Source organism: Halorubrum ruber (assembly GCF_018228765.1).
Classification (GTDB): Archaea; Halobacteriota; Halobacteria; order Halobacteriales; family Haloferacaceae; genus Halorubrum; species Halorubrum ruber.
In genome coordinates, this window is sequence record NZ_CP073695.1 from 2,102,803 (window position 1) to 2,120,944 (window position 18,142).

The 18,142-nt window shown below is 69.6% G+C and carries 17 protein-coding genes and 1 pseudogene; 7 read left to right on the top strand and 11 right to left on the bottom strand.

Features of this window, described 5'->3' with window-relative positions:
- Positions 1-7 precede the first annotated feature (7 nt).
- Entirely contained in the window at positions 8-547 is a 540-nt protein-coding gene (locus tag J7656_RS10375) for a zinc ribbon domain-containing protein (RefSeq protein WP_017342952.1), read from the bottom strand.
- 79 nt (positions 548-626) lie between these two features.
- On the opposite strand from J7656_RS10375, the gene J7656_RS10380 reads away from it, so the two are divergent.
- Both J7656_RS10380 and J7656_RS10385 read left to right on the top strand, forming a co-directional pair.
- Positions 627-770, top strand: coding sequence for a hypothetical protein (locus tag J7656_RS10380; protein WP_017342951.1), 144 nt, complete (start codon positions 627-629; stop codon positions 768-770).
- A gap of 83 nt (positions 771-853) precedes the next feature.
- Positions 854-1,846, top strand: coding sequence for an NAD-dependent epimerase/dehydratase family protein (locus J7656_RS10385; RefSeq protein WP_211553253.1), 993 nt, complete (start codon positions 854-856; stop codon positions 1,844-1,846).
- Positions 1,847-1,909: 63 nt separating this feature from the next.
- Here the strand turns inward: J7656_RS10385 and J7656_RS10390 are convergent, their stop codons facing one another.
- Positions 1,910-2,659, bottom strand: a complete 750-nt coding sequence (locus J7656_RS10390; protein ID WP_211553254.1) for a GNAT family N-acetyltransferase — start codon at positions 2,657-2,659, stop codon at positions 1,910-1,912.
- Positions 2,660-2,855: 196 nt separating this feature from the next.
- Here J7656_RS10390 and J7656_RS10395 point away from each other — a divergent pair, with 196 nt between their 5' ends.
- A complete protein-coding gene (locus tag J7656_RS10395; RefSeq protein ID WP_211553255.1) occupies positions 2,856-4,343 on the top strand; it encodes an aldehyde dehydrogenase family protein in 1,488 nt (495 codons plus the stop codon).
- An 815-nt stretch (positions 4,344-5,158) separates the two neighbouring features.
- Here J7656_RS10395 and J7656_RS10400 read toward each other — a convergent pair.
- The gene (locus J7656_RS10400; protein WP_096393276.1) at positions 5,159-5,434 is read right to left on the bottom strand and encodes a cytochrome C oxidase subunit IV family protein; all 276 of its coding nucleotides are present in this window, start codon (positions 5,432-5,434) and stop codon (positions 5,159-5,161) included.
- Between the two features lie 180 nt (positions 5,435-5,614).
- Here J7656_RS10400 and J7656_RS10405 point away from each other — a divergent pair, with 180 nt between their 5' ends.
- A complete protein-coding gene (locus J7656_RS10405) occupies positions 5,615-6,133 on the top strand; it encodes a hypothetical protein (RefSeq protein WP_211553257.1) in 519 nt (172 codons plus the stop codon).
- A 59-nt stretch (positions 6,134-6,192) separates the two neighbouring features.
- Here J7656_RS10405 and J7656_RS10410 read toward each other — a convergent pair whose 3' ends face one another.
- Positions 6,193-6,699 carry a halocyanin domain-containing protein gene (locus tag J7656_RS10410; RefSeq protein WP_017342946.1) on the bottom strand — a complete coding sequence of 169 codons (507 nt, stop codon included), beginning with the start codon at positions 6,697-6,699 and terminating at the stop codon, positions 6,193-6,195.
- Positions 6,700-6,844: 145 nt separating this feature from the next.
- Here J7656_RS10410 and J7656_RS10415 point away from each other — a divergent pair, with 145 nt between their 5' ends.
- Entirely contained in the window at positions 6,845-7,435 is a 591-nt protein-coding gene (locus J7656_RS10415) for a hypothetical protein (RefSeq protein ID WP_017342945.1), read from the top strand.
- 40 nt (positions 7,436-7,475) lie between these two features.
- Here the strand turns inward: J7656_RS10415 and J7656_RS10420 are convergent, their stop codons facing one another.
- The gene (locus J7656_RS10420) at positions 7,476-8,624 is read right to left on the bottom strand and encodes an acyl-CoA dehydrogenase family protein (RefSeq protein WP_017342944.1); all 1,149 of its coding nucleotides are present in this window, start codon (positions 8,622-8,624) and stop codon (positions 7,476-7,478) included.
- Positions 8,625-8,729: 105 nt separating this feature from the next.
- Between J7656_RS10420 and J7656_RS10425 the strand changes: the two genes are divergently transcribed.
- Positions 8,730-11,126 (top strand): beta-glucosidase family protein, encoded by a 2,397-nt coding sequence (locus J7656_RS10425; protein ID WP_211554570.1) that lies wholly within the window; start codon positions 8,730-8,732, stop codon positions 11,124-11,126.
- A 47-nt stretch (positions 11,127-11,173) separates the two neighbouring features.
- Entirely contained in the window at positions 11,174-11,971 is a 798-nt protein-coding gene (locus J7656_RS10430) for an RIO1 family regulatory kinase/ATPase domain-containing protein (RefSeq protein WP_211553258.1), read from the top strand.
- Between the two features lie 37 nt (positions 11,972-12,008).
- Here the strand turns inward: J7656_RS10430 and J7656_RS10435 are convergent, their stop codons facing one another.
- The 6 genes and pseudogenes from J7656_RS10435 to J7656_RS10460 form a co-directional block, all read right to left on the bottom strand.
- Complete coding sequence (locus J7656_RS10435) at positions 12,009-12,944, bottom strand: DMT family transporter (protein WP_211553259.1); 936 nt, start codon at positions 12,942-12,944, stop codon at positions 12,009-12,011.
- A 28-nt stretch (positions 12,945-12,972) separates the two neighbouring features.
- Positions 12,973-13,725, bottom strand: a complete 753-nt coding sequence (locus tag J7656_RS10440; protein ID WP_044965613.1) for an ABC transporter ATP-binding protein — start codon at positions 13,723-13,725, stop codon at positions 12,973-12,975.
- Between the two features lie 8 nt (positions 13,726-13,733).
- Positions 13,734-14,522, bottom strand: a complete 789-nt coding sequence (locus J7656_RS10445; RefSeq protein WP_026046195.1) for an ABC transporter ATP-binding protein — start codon at positions 14,520-14,522, stop codon at positions 13,734-13,736.
- Positions 14,515-15,696, bottom strand: a complete 1,182-nt coding sequence (locus J7656_RS10450) for a branched-chain amino acid ABC transporter permease (RefSeq protein ID WP_017342939.1) — start codon at positions 15,694-15,696, stop codon at positions 14,515-14,517. Before J7656_RS10450 ends, J7656_RS10445 begins: the two co-directional genes overlap by 8 nt.
- Complete coding sequence (locus J7656_RS10455; RefSeq protein ID WP_211553260.1) at positions 15,693-16,652, bottom strand: branched-chain amino acid ABC transporter permease; 960 nt, start codon at positions 16,650-16,652, stop codon at positions 15,693-15,695. The genes J7656_RS10450 and J7656_RS10455 overlap by 4 nt, the downstream gene beginning before the upstream one ends.
- A 9-nt stretch (positions 16,653-16,661) precedes the next feature.
- Positions 16,662-17,994, bottom strand: a pseudogene (locus J7656_RS10460) (ABC transporter substrate-binding protein).
- Positions 17,995-18,142 lie beyond the last annotated feature (148 nt).

Genomic DNA, 18,142 nt, shown 5'->3' on the forward strand with positions numbered 1-18,142 from the left:
TGTCGCCTCACTCGCTTTCCCCGATCGGCTCCGCGCACCACTGACAGAATTTGAACGTCGGGTCCGTCTCCTTCCCGCACTCCGGACAGCGCACGGTCCCGTCGCCGGCAGCCGCCCCCGCTGACGGCGCGTGCGGTTCCTCTGCCGTTCTCGCGGACGGCGCGTCTGGTTCCTCTGCCGTTCTCGCGGACGGCGCGTGCGGTTCCTCTGCCGTCCCGTGGTCGGCCGACTCCGTGCGGCCGGTCGCGCGCGCTGTCTCTCGCTCCCGCTCGTACGCTCGGTTGTTCCGGCGCGCGACGACGTACGCGTCGATCACGCTGGCGCCGACGACCGCGGCGGCGGGGGCGACCTCTCGGACCGTCGGGGGGTCTCCGGCGAACGCGCCCGAGATCGCCGACTCGGGAACGAACACGAACACCGCCGCGGTGACCGCCACGTACCAGCCGAGCGCCCGGGCCCATCGGCGGAGGTAGGCGTGACCGAGTCCGGAGACGACGAGCGCGAGCAGGGCGGCGAGCCAAGGCCGCCGGCGAGTGCGTTCAGCCATGGGCGGCCGTAGGAGTTCCCGCCCCGATAAGCTACCCATCTCTCGGAGCGTTTATGTGCCGGACGCGCCGAACTGGGGTATGTTCGGCGTTCCGCTCGGCGAGTTCCTCTACGGGGCCGCGTTCGCGGTGTTCGGCGTCGGGACCTGGGGGATCGGGCTCGGCGTCGCGTACCTCCTATACCGGCGCTGGCGCGGCGACGGTCCGCGCGACAACGACGACTGAGCGGCGACGCCCGGCGACGACTGAGCTGGCCCGTCGCGTTCCGGTTCGGCCACGCTTTTCACCTCGCTCGTCCGATCGCGAGTATGACAGACACGGCGCTCGTCGTGGGCGGGACGCGATTCATCGGCCGCCACACCGTCGAGGAACTGCTGGCACACGACTACGAGGTCGCGATATTCAACCGCGGCAACCACGAGAACCCCTTCGCGGACGACGACCGCGTCACCCACGTCGAGGGCGATCGGAAAGACGAGACCACGCTCCGCGCCGCGAAGCTGTCGGTCGAGCCCGACGTCGTGATCGACTGCGTCGCCTACCACCCGACCGACGTGGAGACCGCGACCGAGATATTCGCCGACGTCGACGGCTACGTGTACATCTCGTCGGGCTCCAGCTACGCCGCCGAGGAGATCCCCAAGCGGGAGGGGGAGACGCCGCTGGAGCCGTGTACCGACGCGCAGGCGACCGACGACGCCCACGAGACGTACGGCAACCGGAAGGCCGAGGGCGACCGCGCGGTGTTCGCGGCCGCCGAGGAGGGCGTCACCGCGATGGCCGTCCGTCCGTGTATCGTCTACGGCCCGCACGACTACACGGAGCGGCTCGACTACTGGATCGACCGCGTGCTCACGCACGACCGCGTGGTCATCCCGGGCGACGGACAGAACCTCTGGCACCGGGCGTACGTCGAGGACGTCGCGAGCGCGCTGCGGGTCGTCGCCGAGCGAGGCGAGCCGGGCGCGGCGTACAACGTCGGCGACCGGCGCGCGCTCACGCTGCGGGAGACGCTGGAGACGATCGCCGACGTCGCGGGCGTCGACTGCGAGCTCGTCACGGCGAGCGACGACGCGCTCGCGGCCGGCGACCTCGAACCCGACGACTTCACCCTCTACCGGGAGTACCCGCACCTGCTCGACACGTGCGCGCTCGCCGACCTCGGCTGGGAGTCGACGCCGGTCGACGAGGCGATGGAACGGACCGTCGAGGAACACCGCGAGTCGGACCGCGACGGGAGCGAGTGGGACCCCGGCCGCGAGGCCGAGGAGCGCGTCATCGGCGTGAAAGAGACCCTCTGAGAGCGGAGACCGCGGCGACGACTGCGAGGAGGAGAGCCGCGGCGACGAGCGGATCGAGCAGCGTCAGTACGCCGCGTCCCACCGCGTCGGCTTCCGGCGGTTCCCGCAGTCGCGACACTCCATCCGGTCCATCGTGTCGATCGCGACGTCCGTCCCCTCGCAGTTGCCACAGAGGTAGCCGTACCGGCGCTCGTGGTCCGGGTCGACGTACGCGACGTAGAACGGGGCCTGCGAGCCGCGGTCGCTCTCGTCGAACGCGACGTGGACCGTCTCGCCGTCCTCGGTCTGGTAGGTCGCCTCGGAGATGCCCCTCAGCCGGCCGACCTGTTTCCGGAACTCCCGCTCCGCGAACGTCTCCCCGCCGATGTCGACGTCGCGCTCGCCGGCGAGTTCGTATCCCTCTCGCTCGTAGAACGCCGTGCCAGCCTCGTTGTCGGCGAGGACGCGCGCCTCGATGCGGTCGACGTCGGCGGAGCGCAGCGCGGACTCGACCCGTTCGAGGAGCGCGGAGCCGATCCCGGACCCCCTGTGGTCCGGGTGGACGTGGAGCCAGTCGATCTCGCCGACGCGCTCGCGACGCCCGACGACGTAGCTCTCCGCGAACCCGACGACGACCCCGTCCACGACGGCGACCGGGAACACCGCGTCGTCGTCCTCGACGTCGTCGCCAAGGTCGCCGGCGTCGTACCACTCCTCGACGGCCTCGTCCAACAGTTCCTCCTCGACCGCGTGTCCGTACGACGCCACGAGCGATTCGCGGGCGACCGACCGGACCGCGTCGACGTCTGCGGCGGTTGCTTCGCGTAGGTCCATACGTGCTGGTTTCGTCCCGAGTACAAAAAACTCGGCCGGGGGCCCGCCCCGTCGAGTCGCGTCGCTCCGCGTCGTCGAATTCGCGATACACGGCCGCGCGAACCGGTCACGGCTTCGGGGTCGACTCCGTGTCGAACCGGCGGAGGTCTCCGCTATCTCTCCCCTTTTCACCGCTTCTACCGTTTGGTAAAACGTAATGAGCGACCTATCGATCGACGCGGCGTGGGACGAGCTCTACGTCGACGGCGAGTGGCGCGCGAGCGAGAGCGGCGAGACCATCGCCGTCGAGGACCCCTCGACGCGCGAGGCGGTGACCGAGGTGGCCTCGGGGACCGAGGCCGATGTGGACGCCGCCTACGAGGCCGCGGCCGAGGCGCAGGAGTCGTGGGGCGAGCAGCCGCCCGCCCGGAGGCAGGCGGTCGTCGAGCAGTTCCACGAGGCGCTCGACGCGCACAGCGAGGAGATAATCGAGCTGTTAGAGTACGAGGTCGGCGGCTCCGCCATCATGGGCGAGACGTCGATCCAGATCGCGTCCGATCACGCGAGCGAGGCCGCGACGCTCCCGCGCCGGATGAAGGGCGAACACGCCGCCTCCAACATCCCCGGCAAGGAGAACCAGCTCCAGGTCGGGCCGAAGGGCGTCGTCACGGTGATCTCCCCGTGGAACTTCCCGCTGAACCTCTCGATGCGCGCCGTCGCGCCCGCCATCGCGGCCGGGAACTCGGTGGTGCTCAAGCCCTCGACGAACTCGCCGATCACCGGCGGGCTGCTGTTCGCGAAGCTGTTCGAGGAGACCGACCTCCCCGAGGGCGTCCTGAACGTCGTCACCGGCCGCGGCTCGGAGATCGGCGACCGCGTCGCGAGCCATCCCGAGAGCGACGTCGTCGCCTTCACGGGCTCGACGGAAGTGGGCAAGCACGTCGCGGGCCTCGCCGGCGAGAACCTCGCCGTCCCGGCGATGGAACTCGGCGGTAACAACGCGCACGTCGTCACCGCGGACGCCGACCTCGACCGCGCGCTCGACGCCGCCGCGTTCGGCTCCTTCGTCCACCAGGGGCAGGTGTGCATTTCGATCAACCGCCACGTCGTCCACGAGGACGTGTACGACGAGTACGTCGCCGGCCTCGTCGAGCGCGCCGAGTCGCTACCGACCGGGGGCGTCCACGACCCGGAGACGATCGTCGGGCCCATCATCGACGAGTCGCAGCGCGACGAGATGCTCGGCTACGTCGAGGAGACGGTCGACGCGGGCGCGACGCTGGAGACCGGCGGCGAGACGGTCGCCGTCGACGGCGTCGACGACTCGCTCGTCGTCGCGCCGACCGTCCTCTCGGGCGTGACGAACGATATGCCCGCCGCGGCGAACGAGCACTTCGGCCCGATCGCGCCCGTGATCCCGTTTTCCGACATCGACGAGGCGGTCGAGATCGCCAACGACACCGAGTACGGGCTCTCCGGGGCGGTCCACTCCGGCGACCTCGCCACGGCGAAGGAGATCGCCGACCGCATGGAGACGGGCAACGTCCACATCAACGACCAGCCGATCAACGACGAGGCGCACGTCCCGTTCAGCGGGATCGGCGCCTCCGGCGTCGGCCACTACAACAGCGACGCGTTCCTCGACGAGATCACCGAGACCAAGTGGATCTCGATCCAGCACGAGCCGCGCGAGTACCCGTTCTGAGCGGGTCGACGGGGTCGGAGTGAAGCGGTTTTGACGGCGAGGGCGGATCGAACCCCGCCGCCGGCGAAACGCGACCGAATCGGATGCCGACCGATCGTCGGAAGGCGACAGCGCGGATCTGTTGGAATGATTTGTCAGGGGTAGGTTCCCGCTGAAATGGCCGGCCGCTGAGCGCCGCTTCTTGACCGGTTGCGGGAGGAGTATCTCAGATCGGCTGCCGCGATGAAGTATTTAAATAGTCTTGAGCGACAGCGGCGATCGATTATAAATGCGGCTGCGGTCGGCGCGCCTGCGAGCGGCCGGAGCGAAGCGGAGGCCGCGAGCCAGTCCGCGAGGGACGCCGCGAACGCCCGAAGGGCGTGAGCGGCGAGGTTGGGGAGGCGTGAGGTGCGGTTGCCGTGCTGGGCGGGGCGGGACTCAAAGGGGCAGCCGCGAGGCCGACGTAGGCGACGCAAGCACTGGAAGGAGCGAACGAAGTGAGCGACTGAAGCGCGCAGCGAGCGTACGTCGGCCTCGCGGCTGGGGCTTTGGAGACGTTCACCGCCGCAGCGTCGGTCACTTATAAATAGCCGACAGCAACACCGCGGTCCAGCTTATAAACAACCACGCCATCACACTGAGCGGCGTACTACACGTACTCCCGCGATCGCTCGCCGCTACCGCTCTACTGAGCGATTCGTGATCCACCCGCGTTGACCGGGACCTCGCTAGTTCGACTCGCTGTCTGCGGATCTCGACAGGACGAATAAAAGAGGCCGACGCGAAACGGAACGGAACGGAACGACGCGCTGCGACCGCGGAAGGGCAGTTCTCGACTACGAGATGGAGTACGTCGCGGCCGCCATCAGTAGCATGGTGAGCGCGAGCGCGAGCCCCATCAGGTAGGTGAGCGAGCGATTCTCCCAGCGGAGGTGCTGGAAGTACGCGACGATGAGCAGCGTCTTGACCGACGCGATCACCAGCGTTCCGACGATCGCCTGTGTGTACGTGAACTCGATGAACGACGTCTCGAAGAGCGCGAAGTTCAACGTCGCCGCGACGAGGAGGGCGACGTAGATCGCCGAATACAGTTTCACGGAGTCGTGCGCCATCTTACCTCCCACTTCGTCCCAGCGCTTAAAGAATTAACCATCGGGGGATCGCGCGCGCCGATGCCGATCGGGCCGCGCGCCGGCGCCGGGCGGGGCCGCGCCGACGTTTCGGATCCCGAAACGCCTATCCGCGCGACGGCCGGAACTGTGGCCGGTCGCAGTCCGCGATCGGGACCCCACGTGACTCCGCTCGAACCGACAGACGACCTGCTCGAATCGCTGTACGTCGTCAACAAGGTCGCGAAGCAGTTCGCCGACGAGGCCACCGCGGCCTACGAGCGCGGCGACGTCACCGAGAGCAACGTGCGCTCGGCGCGGAAGGACGCCCTCTACCGGCTCAAGACCGCGGTCCTCTCGCGGGTCGTCGCGTACGACGCCGACCGGGTCACCGGCGAGTACCACGCCATCAACGGCGACGTGTGGCTGTTCCTCACCGTCGGCGACTGGCACTTCCACCAGCCGCCGCACGCGATCGGCGGCGACCTCACCGACGCGATCGCGATATCGAACTCACGAGCGGACCCGATCGATGCCCCCTACGAGCGCGACTCCGCCGTGAAACGCTCCGACCGGACGCTCGAAGCGGCCCTGTCGCACCTCGCCGAGGTCGGCGCCAACGCCAACGACCACCTCGCGAGGCCGACGGTCACCAGCGAGCACGACCGGATCGTCGACGTCCGGTGGTCGTTCCTCTCCTGAACTCCGTCTCGTCGCTACAAAAAGCGATTTCGCGTCCGAACGGCCCGCCGAGAACCCCCCTAGGCTTCGACGACTTCGATCGCGCCGAGCATTCCGTTCGCTTGGTGAGGCGTACACTGGTACAGCTGGATGCCCGTGTTGTCGAACGACTGCTCGAAGGTGTACCCCTCCTCGGCGATGGTCTCCCCGTTGTCGAAGTCGGACTCCGACCCCTCAACCGAGGCCACGTTGTGTCCCCCACCGGTCCCGGTCCACTCCCAGACGACGGTCGTACTCGAGTCGATCCGGACCGCGGCGGGCGAGAAGGCGAACCCCACGTCGCCGGCGCCGACGTCGATGGTCACCTCGTCTTGGCCCGTGAGATCCGCCATGGTGCCGTCGTACATGCGGGCCTCCGAGAGGTAGTCGTCGATCTCGCTCGGGACATCTTCGATGACGTTCCCGCCGTCACCGCCGTCCCCACCGTCGCCGCCGTCCCCGCCGCCGGAACAGCCGGCGAGCGTTCCGATGGTCAGCGCGGCGCCGGTTCCGGCGAGATACCGCCGTCTGGACAGGTTATCAGACATCAGCTATTGTAGGGGCTGAAGATATACAAACCCCCGGATGGGTCTCGATCACCGGGAACATTTCGGCACCGCTCGACCCGTCCGGCGTCGGCGTCTCGCGGCGCGAGGGGCGGGTTTATCGCGCTCCGGACCCTCCCGCCGACAAATGCGCGAAGACGCGCTGGCGACCCGGCTCGTCGAACACTACGAGGCGACGGTCGACGACCCGCAAATCCGGCTCGAAGAGCCGTACGACGCCGACGGCCGCGAGGGGGTCGTCGACCTGTTCGTCCGGACGCGGACGCCCGAGCCGGTCGACCGCGTGATCGAGCTCAAGGCGGACGCCGCGGTCCGCCGGGCCACCGGCGCGAACGAGGTCCTCCGGCAGTACCGCCGGATGGAGCGGTACTTCCACGCCGACGAGCGCCACGCGCTCCGCCCCAAGCTCGGCCGCACCGAGCCGGGCGCCCGCTACCTGCTGTGTTTCGCGCCGACGCCGACCTGCGTCCACCACGTCGCGACGAACCGCACGCTGTACGGCTCCGTCGACCCGGAGGCGCATGCCGGCGACGTCCCCGCCGTCCGCACCGTCGCGTTCCTCACGGGACTCGACGGCGACCCCGCCGACCTCGGGATGGTCTCGGTCAACGGCGAAGCCCGGTTCGGCTCGGATGCGTTTCGGCAGGCGGTACCAGACGACTCGCGGCTCGCCGAGAGCTTACGCGGCGTCGACGACGACCTGATCGAGTTCCCCTGAGGCCGACGGCGGTCGGAACCGATCGGGGCGTTGAGTCCGCCTACAGCCCCAGTTCGCGGCCGATGACGACGTGTTGGATCTCGCTGGTTCCCTCGCCGATCTCCATCAGCTTCGCGTCGCGGTAGAAGCGCTGCGGCGCGAAGTCGGTGGTGTAGCCGTAGCCGCCGAGCGTCTGGACCGCCTCCTCGGCCACCTCGCGGGCCGCCTCGCTGGCGTCGAGCTTCGCGAGCGCCGACTCCCGGGTGACCGACTCGCCGGCGTCGTACCGTGACGCGGCCCGGTGGGTCAACAGGCGGGCGCGCTCGATCTGGCGGTGCATGTGGACCACCTTGTCGCGGATCGCGTCGAACTTCGCGATCGGTTTCCCGAACTGTTCGCGCTCGCCCGCGTACTCCTTCGCCGCCTCGTAGGCGCCCTGCGCGAGCCCGACCGAGAGCGCGGCGATGGAGATCCGCCCGCCGTCGAGCGTCTTCATCGTCTGTGTCCACCCCTCGCCCTCCTCGCCGAGCAGCCGATCCTCGGGGAGCCGCACGTCGTCGAAGGTTATCTCGCAGGTGGGCGAGCTGTTGAGCCCCATCTTCTCCCAGACGGTCGTCACCTCGAACCCGTCGTCGTTCTCCGGGTCAACGATGAACGTCGAGATGCCGTCGTAGCCGGCGTCCGGGTCCGTCACCGCCTTCACGAGGATCGAGTTCGCGACGTTCGCGTTCGTGATGAACTGCTTCGTGCCGTTCAGCACGTACTCGCCCGCGTCGGCGTCGTACTCGGCGGTCGTGTCCATGTCGGAGGCGTCCGAACCGCTGCCCGGCTCCGTGAGCGCCCACGCGCCGAGCCCCTCGCCCTCCGCGAGCGGACGGAGCCACTCCTCTTTCTGCTCGTCGGTGCCGAACAGGTCGATCGGCTTCGCGCCCAGCGAGGTGTGCGCGGCGTACGAGAGCCCGATCCCGCCGGAGACGCGCCCGAGCTCCTCCGTGACTAAGGCGTACATCAGCTGGTCGCCGCCGAGGCCGCCGTACTCCTCCGCGACCGGAATACCCATCATGTCGAGCTCAGCGAGCGAGTCGAACACCTCCTCGGGGAACCGGTGTTCGTCCTCGATCTCCTGCGCGATGGGGGCGATCTCCTCCTCGCAGAACTCCCGGACGGTGTCGCGTATCATCCGGTGTTCGGCGGGTACCTCGAAGTCCATGGGCAAGAATTGCGACCCGCGGGCATAAACGATGCGAACGATCGTGACGGACCGCACTCCTCGTCGCTGTAAGAGCTAAGTGCGTCCTCGATGAGTTCTGTCGACATGGACCGAGACGGGATCGCGGCCGTCGTGGCGGATCTGACGCTCGCGGAGAAGGTAGGCCTCGTTCACGGGGCCGAAGACGTCGAGGGGACGGCGACGGGGTTCGTCCCCGGCGTCGAGCGCGTCGGGATCCCGCCGATCAGGCTGACCGACGGTCCGCTGGGTGTCCGGACCGACGACCCGGCGACCGCCTTCCCCTCGTCGCCGGCGCTCGCCGCGACGTTCGACCCCGATCTCGCCGAGCGCTTCGGACGAGCGCTCGGCCGTGAGGCGACCGCGCGCGGGCAGGACATCCTCCTCGGCCCCGGAACGAACCTGATCCGGGTGCCGCACTGCGGACGCAACTTCGAGTACTTCTCCGAGGACCCGGTCCACGCCGGCGCGTTCGCGGCCGCGGTGACCGAGGGCGTCCAGTCCGCCGGCGTCGTCGCGACGCCGAAACACTACGTCGCGAACAGCCAGGAGACCCGCCGCGCCGAGGTCAGCGCCGAGGTGGACGAGCCCGTCCTCCGCGAGCTGTACCTGCCCGCGTTCCGCGACGCCGTCGAGGCCGGCGCCGGGTCGGTGATGTCGTCATACAACCGCGTCAACGGAACGTACGCGAGCGAACACGAGTGGCTCCTCACCGACGTGCTCAAAGGCGAGTGGGGGTTCGACGGCTACGTCGTCTCCGACTGGTTCGGCACCGAGAGCGTCGTCGACAGCGCGAACGCCGGGCTCGACCTCCAGATGCCCGGTACCTCGGTCGAGGAGCTGATCGAATCGATGGGGGTCGCGCCCGACGCCGCCGCCGAACAGATGGACGGCGACACGGCGGGGGCGGACAGCGCGGCAGCGGTGGACGATACAGCGGCGGCGGTGGACAGCGCGGCGGCAGACGACGCGGAGGGAGCGGGCGGCGAGGGCGAAGAAGCCGCCCCTGAGGGCCCCTTCGACGCGGCCGAGGACTCCCCGTTCGCGGGCGGGATGCCGGACCCGACGAGCGGGGGCCGATACGCGACGGAGCTCGGCCCCGCGGTCGAGCGCGGCGACGTGCCCGAGTCCCGGCTCGACGACATGGTGACGCGGATCCTCCGGTCGCTCGACGCGGTCGGGCACCTCGACGACGAGGCAGGCGGCGACAACGAGGCGAACGGAGACGACGAGGCGAGCGGCGACGAGGCGGCGGGCGCGCTCGACACCCCGGAACACCGCGACCTCGCGGCGACGATCGCGACCCGCGGAACCGTCCTCCTGAAAAACGACGGCGCCCTGCCGCTCGCGGACGACGCCGACGTCGCGGTCGTCGGTCCGAACGTCGACGAGGCGCTGCTCGGAGGCGGGGGCTCCTCCGAGGTGACGCCGTTCGTCCGGACGACTCCCCGTGAGGGGATCGAGGCGCGCGCCGACGGAGCGGTGACGGTCGCCCACGGGTTGCCCCGCGTCGAGGGAATCTCGATGTTCGAGGCGATGGACGACGCGGGCGATCCCGAGGTCGGCACGGGCGGTCTCGACGGTGATGCGGGCGATCCCGAGGGCGGCCCGGGCGATCCGGGGTCCGTCGACGCCGACGGCGACGCCGAGCGATCGGTCGACATCGAGGGGGCGGCGTCGGCGGCCGCCGACGCGGACGTCGCCGTCGTCTTCGTCCGCGACCGCGCGACCGAGGCGGCCGACCGCGACTCGCTCCGACTCCCGGGGCGACAGGACGACCTGATCGCCGCGGTCGCCGACGCCGCCGACAGGACCGTCGTCGTCGCGAACGCGAGCGGGCCGATCGAGACGCCGTGGCGCGACGCGGTCGACGCGGTGCTCGCGGCGTGGTATCCCGGACAAGCGCACGGGGAGGCGGCCGCGGCGGTCCTCTACGGCGACGCCGACCCCGGCGGGCGGCTCCCGGTGACGTTCGCCCCCGAGGACGCGTATCCGACGGCCGACGAGCGCCGCTTCCCGGGCGTCGACGGCGAGGCGGTTTACGACGAGGGCTTGCTCGTCGGCTACCGACACTTCGACGCGACCGACGCGGAGCCGACTTACCCGTTCGGACACGGTCACAGCTACGCCGAGTTCCGGTACGAGGGCGTCGAGGCCGTCGGCCCGTCGACGGTCGAGACGACCCTCTCGAACGTCGCCGACAGGCCCGGTCGGGAGGTCGTCCAGGCGTACGTCGGCGTCTCCGACACGCCAGCCGCGCCCGACGTCCCCGACGAGCGCGCTCGTCCGCCCCGCGAGCTCGGCGGGTTCGCCGCGGTCGAGCTCGCTCCCGGCGAGTCGGCGACAGTCGAGATCGACCTCGACGAGCGCGCGTTCGGGCGATACGACGCGTCCGCGGGGTGGACGGTCGACGCGGGGGAGTACGTCGTCGAGGTGGGTCGGTCCTCGCGCGACCGACGCGGCTCCGCGACGATCGAGCGGTGACGGCGCCCGAGGACGCAATTTAAGCTTCGCCGCCGCGTTCCGCCGATATGGAGTTCCGGCAGCTCGTCCGCGGTCGCGTCGACTGGCCCGACATCGAGCGGGTCGCGCGAGAGCTGGCGGACCGGTACGACCGCGACGAGATACGCGTGCGGTTCCTCGACGCGGACAACTGGCTGTCGACGCCGATGGTCGTCGACGACGACCTCTTCGTGAAGGTGATCACCCGGCAGAACACGCTCGTCCACGCGCTGTTCACCACCGGACGGAACCTCGGCGCGGTCTCGGCGGGCACGGAGGGGTTCTTCGAGCGCCACGAGACTCCCTACGAGATGGCGCGCCACGAGCTGGAGGCGACCCGGCGAGTCCGCGAGCTCGGGGTCAACGCGCCGGAGCCGATCGAAGCGTTCGAGGTCGACGGCCTCGGCGTGCTCGTCTTGGAGTACCTCCCCGAGTTTCGCACCCTCGGCGAGCTCGACGCAGAGACCGTCGCCGGGCTGGCGCCCGACCTGTTCGTGACGCTTCGGACGATCCACGACGCCGGGCTCGCCCACGGCGACCTCCGCGCCGAGAACGTCCTCGTCGCGGACGGCGAGCTCTACGTCATCGACGCGACCCGCGTGAGCGAGGACGGCCGCGAGGCGGCGCGCGCCTACGACCTCGCGAGCGCGCTCGCGGCGCTGGAGCCGCTGATCGGCGCCGCCGACGCGATCGAGGCCGCGCTGACGAGCTACTCGCCCGACGAACTCCTCGCGGCGCGCCGGTTCCTCGACTTCGTCGCGATCCGCCCCGACCACGACTTCGACGCCGCGGAGCTGACGGGCGAGCTCGAGAAGCGCACGGCATAGGGGTTCCTCGCCGTCGGTCCGCGCCTCACTCCACGCCTCACTCCGCGGTCGACTCCGCCGGCCCGTCGGCGGGATCCGCGCGTTCGCGGCTGACGACCCAGATGCCGACGGCCATCAGCGCCCCGCCGGCGAGGAAGCCCGGGCCGAGCGCCTCGCCGAGCAGCGCCCCGCCGAGCGCCGCGCCGACGACGGGCTGCGCGAAGAAGAACACGGCGACGGTCCCCGCGGAGACGTACTCCAGTCCCTTGTACCAGAGGAACCACGCAGCCGCCGTTGACGCGAGTCCGAGGTACAGCACGGCGGCCGCCGATTCGACCGTGAGCGGGACCTCGGCGGGCGAGCGCCCGAGATACCACAGTTCGCCGGCCGCGAGGGCTCCGAGCATCGGAACGCTCGCCAGCGAGGAGTACGTCGCGGCGCGGAGCGCCCCGTGCCGCCTGACCGCGCGGAGCCCCCAGACGGTGTACCCGACCCACGCCGCGCTCGCGACGAGCAGCAGCGCCACGCCGAGGAGGTTGCCGGCGGCGATCGACGCGAACTCGTACCGCCCGGCGAGGACGACCGCCGTGCCGGCGCCCGCGACGGTCATCCCTCCCGCCTTGGCCGGCGTGACGCGCTCGCCGAGCACGAGCGCCCCGAGCGCGACGGTGAACACCGGGGTGAGGACGGTCAGCAGCGAGCCCTGACTGGCGTTCGTCAGCTCCGTGCCGACGAACTGCGTCGCGACCGTCAGGGTCACCCAGCCCCCGAGCGCCGCGAACGTCGACCACTCGTCGCGTGCCGGGGCGGGACCGCCGCGACCGGCGACGACGAGCCAGAGCGCCCCGGCGCCCAGCGCGACCCGGAGGAACCCGAGCGTCACCGGCGGGACCAGCGCGAACCCCCACTTGCTGACGACGTACATCCCGCCCCACAGCGCCGCGGCTGCGAGGGGTGCGAGCGCGAACGCGTACCGTCCGAACGTGGCTGACATAGAGCGGGGGGGCGAGCCGGGCGAGGGCTCAGCCGCCGAGGTACAGCTGCGAGACCTCCTCGTCGTTCAACAGCTCCTCCGGCGTCCCCTCGAACCGGACCGTCCCCTGGTCGAGGACGTAGCCGCGGTCGGAGATGCCGAGCCCCTTCGTCACGTTCTGCTCGACCATGAGGATCGCCGTGTCCATGTCGTTGACCTCTTTGACGTCCTCGAACACGTCGTCAGCCGTGTTGGGGGCGAGCCCCGCGGACGGCTCGTCGATGAGCAGCACGTCGGGCTCCATCACGAGGGCGCGGGCGAACGCGAGCACCTGCCGCTGGCCGCCGGAGAGCGTCTTCGCCTTCGAGCCGCGCTTCTCGTCGATGATCGGGAACCGGTCGTACAGCGTCTCGATGACCTCCTCGAGGCTCCCGTCGCGGGCGACGCCGCCCATCCGGAGGTTCTCGTCGATCGTCAGCGAACCGAACACGTTGTCGGTCTGGGGAACGTAGCCGATCCCCTCGCGGACGATCTCCTCGGGCGCCATCCCGCCGATGTCGCGGCCGTGGTACTCGACGGTCCCCGTCCACGGGGTCAACATCCCGAACGCGGTCTTGAGGACCGTCGACTTCCCGGCGCCGTTGGGGCCGACCAGACAGACGATCTCGCCCGGGTCGAGCCGGACCGAGCAGTCGTCGAGCACCTGCACCTCGCCGTAGCCGCTGTCGACGCCCGACAGCGAGAGCACGGGATCGGTTCCGCCGTGAGGCCCGTCCGCGGCCCCGGTCGTGTCGTCCGTCATACCGTCGCTCATGTGCCGCCTCCGAGGTACGCGTCGATGACGCGCTGGTCGTTCCGGACCCCCTCCGGCGTCCCCTCCGTCAGGACGTGTCCCTGGTCTAAGACGACGATCGGGTCCGCGAGGTCCATCACGAACTCCATGTCGTGTTCGATGAGCAGGAACGTCGTCCCCTGCTCGTTGAGCCGCCGAATCTGTTCTTTGAGCTTCTTCGCCAGCGTCGGGTTCACCCCGGCCACCGGCTCGTCGAGCAGCAGCACCTCCGGCTCGGCGAGCATCGCCCGCGCGAGTTCGACGAGCTTCATCTGGCCGCCGGAGATGTCGGTGGCGGGCTGGGTCGCGAGGTGGTCGATCTCGAAGTCCGCCAAGATCCGCTCCGCCTCGGCGAGGTTGGCCGACTCGCTCTCGGCGACCGTTCCCGGCGAGGTGAACAGTGTGAGGAACGACTCGCCGGGCTGTTTCCGCGGCCCGACTAACATCGCCTCGCGGACCGTCATCCCCTCCAGCTTGCGCGGCGTCTGGAACGTCCGGATGAGCCCGTGTTCCGCGACCTCGTAGGGCTCTAACCCCGTCACGTCGGTCCCGTTCACCTCCACGGTCCCGCCGTCCGGCTCGTAGAAGCCGGAGATGAGGTTGAAAAGCGTCGACTTGCCGGCCCCGTTCGGGCCGATGAGCCCGGTGATGGTGCCGCGCTCGACCGCGAACGTCGCGTGGTCGGTCGCCGCGAGCCCGCCGAACGACTTCTGGAGGTCGTCGACGCGGAGGACGGCGTCGTCCTTGGGAAGCGCGCCCTCACTCATCGTCACCACCTCCCTTCCGCTCGCGGACGCCGCTGTCCGGCGTCTCGGGCGTTCCGCCCCCGTCGACCGCGCTCGGCCAGATCAGCTCCCGCTGCGGCGGGAGGACGCCTTGCGGCCGGTAGCGCATGACGGCGACGATGACGACGCCGATCAACAGCAGCCGCAGCGGCGCGGGGTCGATCGGCAGCGCCACGTCGTTGAGGAAGCGCGTCCCCTCGCGGATCGTGACGATGACGATCCCGCCGAACAGCGCCCCGCGGTTGGAGCCGCTGCCGCCCAAGATCACGGCGACCCACGCGTAGAACGTCGTGATCGGGTCGAGGTCGCCCGGCCCGACGTAGAGGTTCAGGTGCGCGTAGAACACGCCCGCCAGCGCCATGATCAGGCTGCCGAGGATGAACGACTGCATCTTGAACGAGTAGGTGTTCTTCCCGAGCGCCCGAGCGAGGTCCTCGTCGGAGCGGATCGTGCGCAGCACGCGCCCCCACGGCGACCGGTGCGCGCGCCGGAGGACGAAGTACGCCGCGCCCGCGAACGCGAGCACCAACAGGACGTTCAGCGCCGCCTGCCAGAACGCCGTCTCTAAGATTACCGGCGACCCGGGGATCACCACCAGCCGGAGCCCCGGCATCGCCTCGGGGAACGTCGAGAGCACCGGCCACCCGTCAAAGAAGCCCGGGATGCCGCGCAGCCCCGCGCTGCCGTTCGTCAGCCAGCGCTCGTTCAACACGATCAGCCGCACGACCTCCGCGAGCCCGAGCGACGCGATCGCGAGGTAGTCGGCCCGGAGCCGGAGCGTCGGAATCCCGATGAGTAGCGCCAGCGCGAGCGCGACGACGAGCGCGACGGCGAGCCCGACGATCGGACTGAATCCGCCGGCGATCGGCGAGCCGCTCGCGGTCATCAGCGCGGTGCCGTACGCGCCGATGCCGAAGAACGCGGCGACGCTGAAGTTGATCAGGCCCGTGAACCCCCACTGGGCGTTCAGCCCGAACGACAGCAGCGCGTACATCCCCGCCAGTCCGACGAGGAACAGGAAGTACGTCGGGCCGAGCGCGCCGGTGAGCATCGCGACGAAGAGGAACAGCAGGAACGCGACGCTGACGCCGAGCACCCACCCCTCCGGGCGAGACAGGTCGGCGAACGCCGCCTTCGGGTCGTCGAGGAGGCTCACGTCGCGGCCTCCCCGGCGATCCCGTTGGGCCGGACCAACAGCACGACGACCATGATCACGAACGCGATCGCGTTCGCGTACTCGATGGTGATCATGTTCTCGATCACGGTCGCGAGCCAGTTCGGACGGATCGGTAGCGCCTCGACGACGTTGGAGAAGAACGGCGTGAGCTGGTTTATCATGCCGATGAGGAAGCCGCCCGCCATCGCGCCGTAGACGGAGCCGATCCCGCCGAGGATCACCGCCGCGAAGATCACCAGCAGGAGGTTAAAGCCCATCCGGGGCGCGAGCTGGTTGAAGAGCCCGAGGAACACGCCGCCCGCGCCGGCGAGCCCGGCGCCGATGACCCACGTCCACAGCTTGACCCGCTTCGTCCGGATACCGCTGACCCGCGCGAGGTCGGGGTTGTCCGCCATCGCGCGCATCTTCCGACCGAGGTCGGTGTACTGGAGCAGGACGTGGAGCCCGACGACGAGCACCACCGCCGACCCGAATATCGCGACGTCGTGGAGCGTTATCCGGACGCCGTACGGCACCAGCGCCTCGATCGGCCGCAGCGGCTGGACGTCGAACCGGGTGAAGTCGGAACCGAACCGGATCTGGATCACCGCGCGGTAGATGAACGCGATCCCGATCGACGTGATCAGCAGGCCGATCGAGTCGACGTCGAGCGGCTCGTAAATGAGCTTCTCGGTGGCGACCGCGACGACCGCGGCGACGGCGATCCCGACGACTAACGCCACGAAGAAGCCGTACGGGAGCCCCAACACCGCGCCGCCGAGCCCGCCGACGGCGCCGAAGGTCACGAGCGCCGAGTACGCGCCGATCGTCATCGTGTCGCCGTGCGCGAAGTTCGCGAAGTCCGCGATGCTGTACACCAGCGACAGCCCGATGCTGCCGAGGACGATGATGCTGCTGAACACCAGCCCGTTAGCCAGGTATCCGAGGACGGTCATCGGTCGAGATTAGCCTTCGATGAAGTCGATGCCTTCGTACTCGTGGTCCTGGACCTCCAGGACCTGAAGGAAGCCGACCGGGTCTCCGTTCTCGTCGAAGTCGATGGGGCCGCTGACCCCTGGTAGTCGACGTCGTCGGGCCCGCCGCCGTCCGCGAGAATCTGGCTCGCGGCCTCGAAGGAGGTCACCTCCTCGCCCTCCGGGCCGGAGACGCGCCGGACGGTGTCTTGGAGCGCCTCGCCGGTGAACTCGTCCGCGGCCTGGATCGCGAGCGCGGCGTTGATCACGCAGTCGTACGCGTACGCCGCCCACGAGGTCGGCTGTCGGCCGTACTCGGACTCGAAGGCGTCCGCGAACGACTGGTAGTTCTCCTCCTCGACGGGCGCGGACGGGACGACGATCTTCATCCCCTCGATGCTCCCCTCCGGGGTGTTCTCCAAGACGTTGTCGCCGGAGACGGAGTCGGCGCCGTAGAACTGCGCCTCGTACCCCGAGGAGAACACCTCGTTGACCATCGTCGCGAACTCGGCCTGGTAGGTGATGAACAGCCACGCGTCGGCGCCGGAGCTGTTCATCTCCGAGATGACGCCGGAGTACGACTGCTGGTCCTGGTCGTGGGGCGTGTTGTAGACGACCTCGCCCTCGTACGCGTCGACGAACGCGTCCGTGAGGCTCTGGCCGTAGTCGTTGTTGACGTAGGTGATCGCCACCTCGTCGTAGCCGTCGTCGGTGATGAGGTTCGAGAGCGCGAGCGACTGGCTCCGTCCCGACGGCGACATCCGGAGCAGTCCCGGGAACTCGGTGAGGTTGAGTCCGGTGGAGTTCTGGCTCAGCTGAACGACGTCGGTCCCCTCGACGACGCTCTCGTAGATGGCCAGCGAGACGCCGGAGCCGACCGCGCCGATCAGGAAGGGGACGCCGTCCTGGTTGACGAGCTTCTGGGCGGCGGCGATCCCGCCCTGATTCTCGCTCTCGGAGTCCTCGACGACGATATCGAGGTCTCGCCCGTCGATCCCGATCTCGTTGACGCGAGAGAGCGCGAGGTTGACGCCGCGCTGGTTCCGCTCGCCGAACGCCGACAGCGACCCGGTCTGGGAGTCGACCATCCCGATCTCGTAGGCCTCGGTCGAGTCTCCCCGTCGTCTCCGTCGCTTCCGTCGCCGCCGTCACTGCCGTCGCTGCCATCGCTGCCGTCGCCGCCGTCGTCGCCGTCGCTCCCGTTCTCGCCGTCGCCGCCGTCGTCGGTCGTGCTGAGACAGCCCGACAGTCCGACGAGCCCCGCACCGCCGGTCAGTTTCAGCAGCGTCCGCCGATCCGTCATGTCCGTGGTATCCCGTGACATATGTATCCGATAGTCCCGAGCACATTCGGCTACCTTAACCCCGGCCCGTCCATGGTCGGGGCGAGCGGGGCAGATCGATGAATCGGCTGGTAGTGGCACTGGAAACGTTTTATACAAAAATATATTTCTGGAACGATTGGTCGGGTGC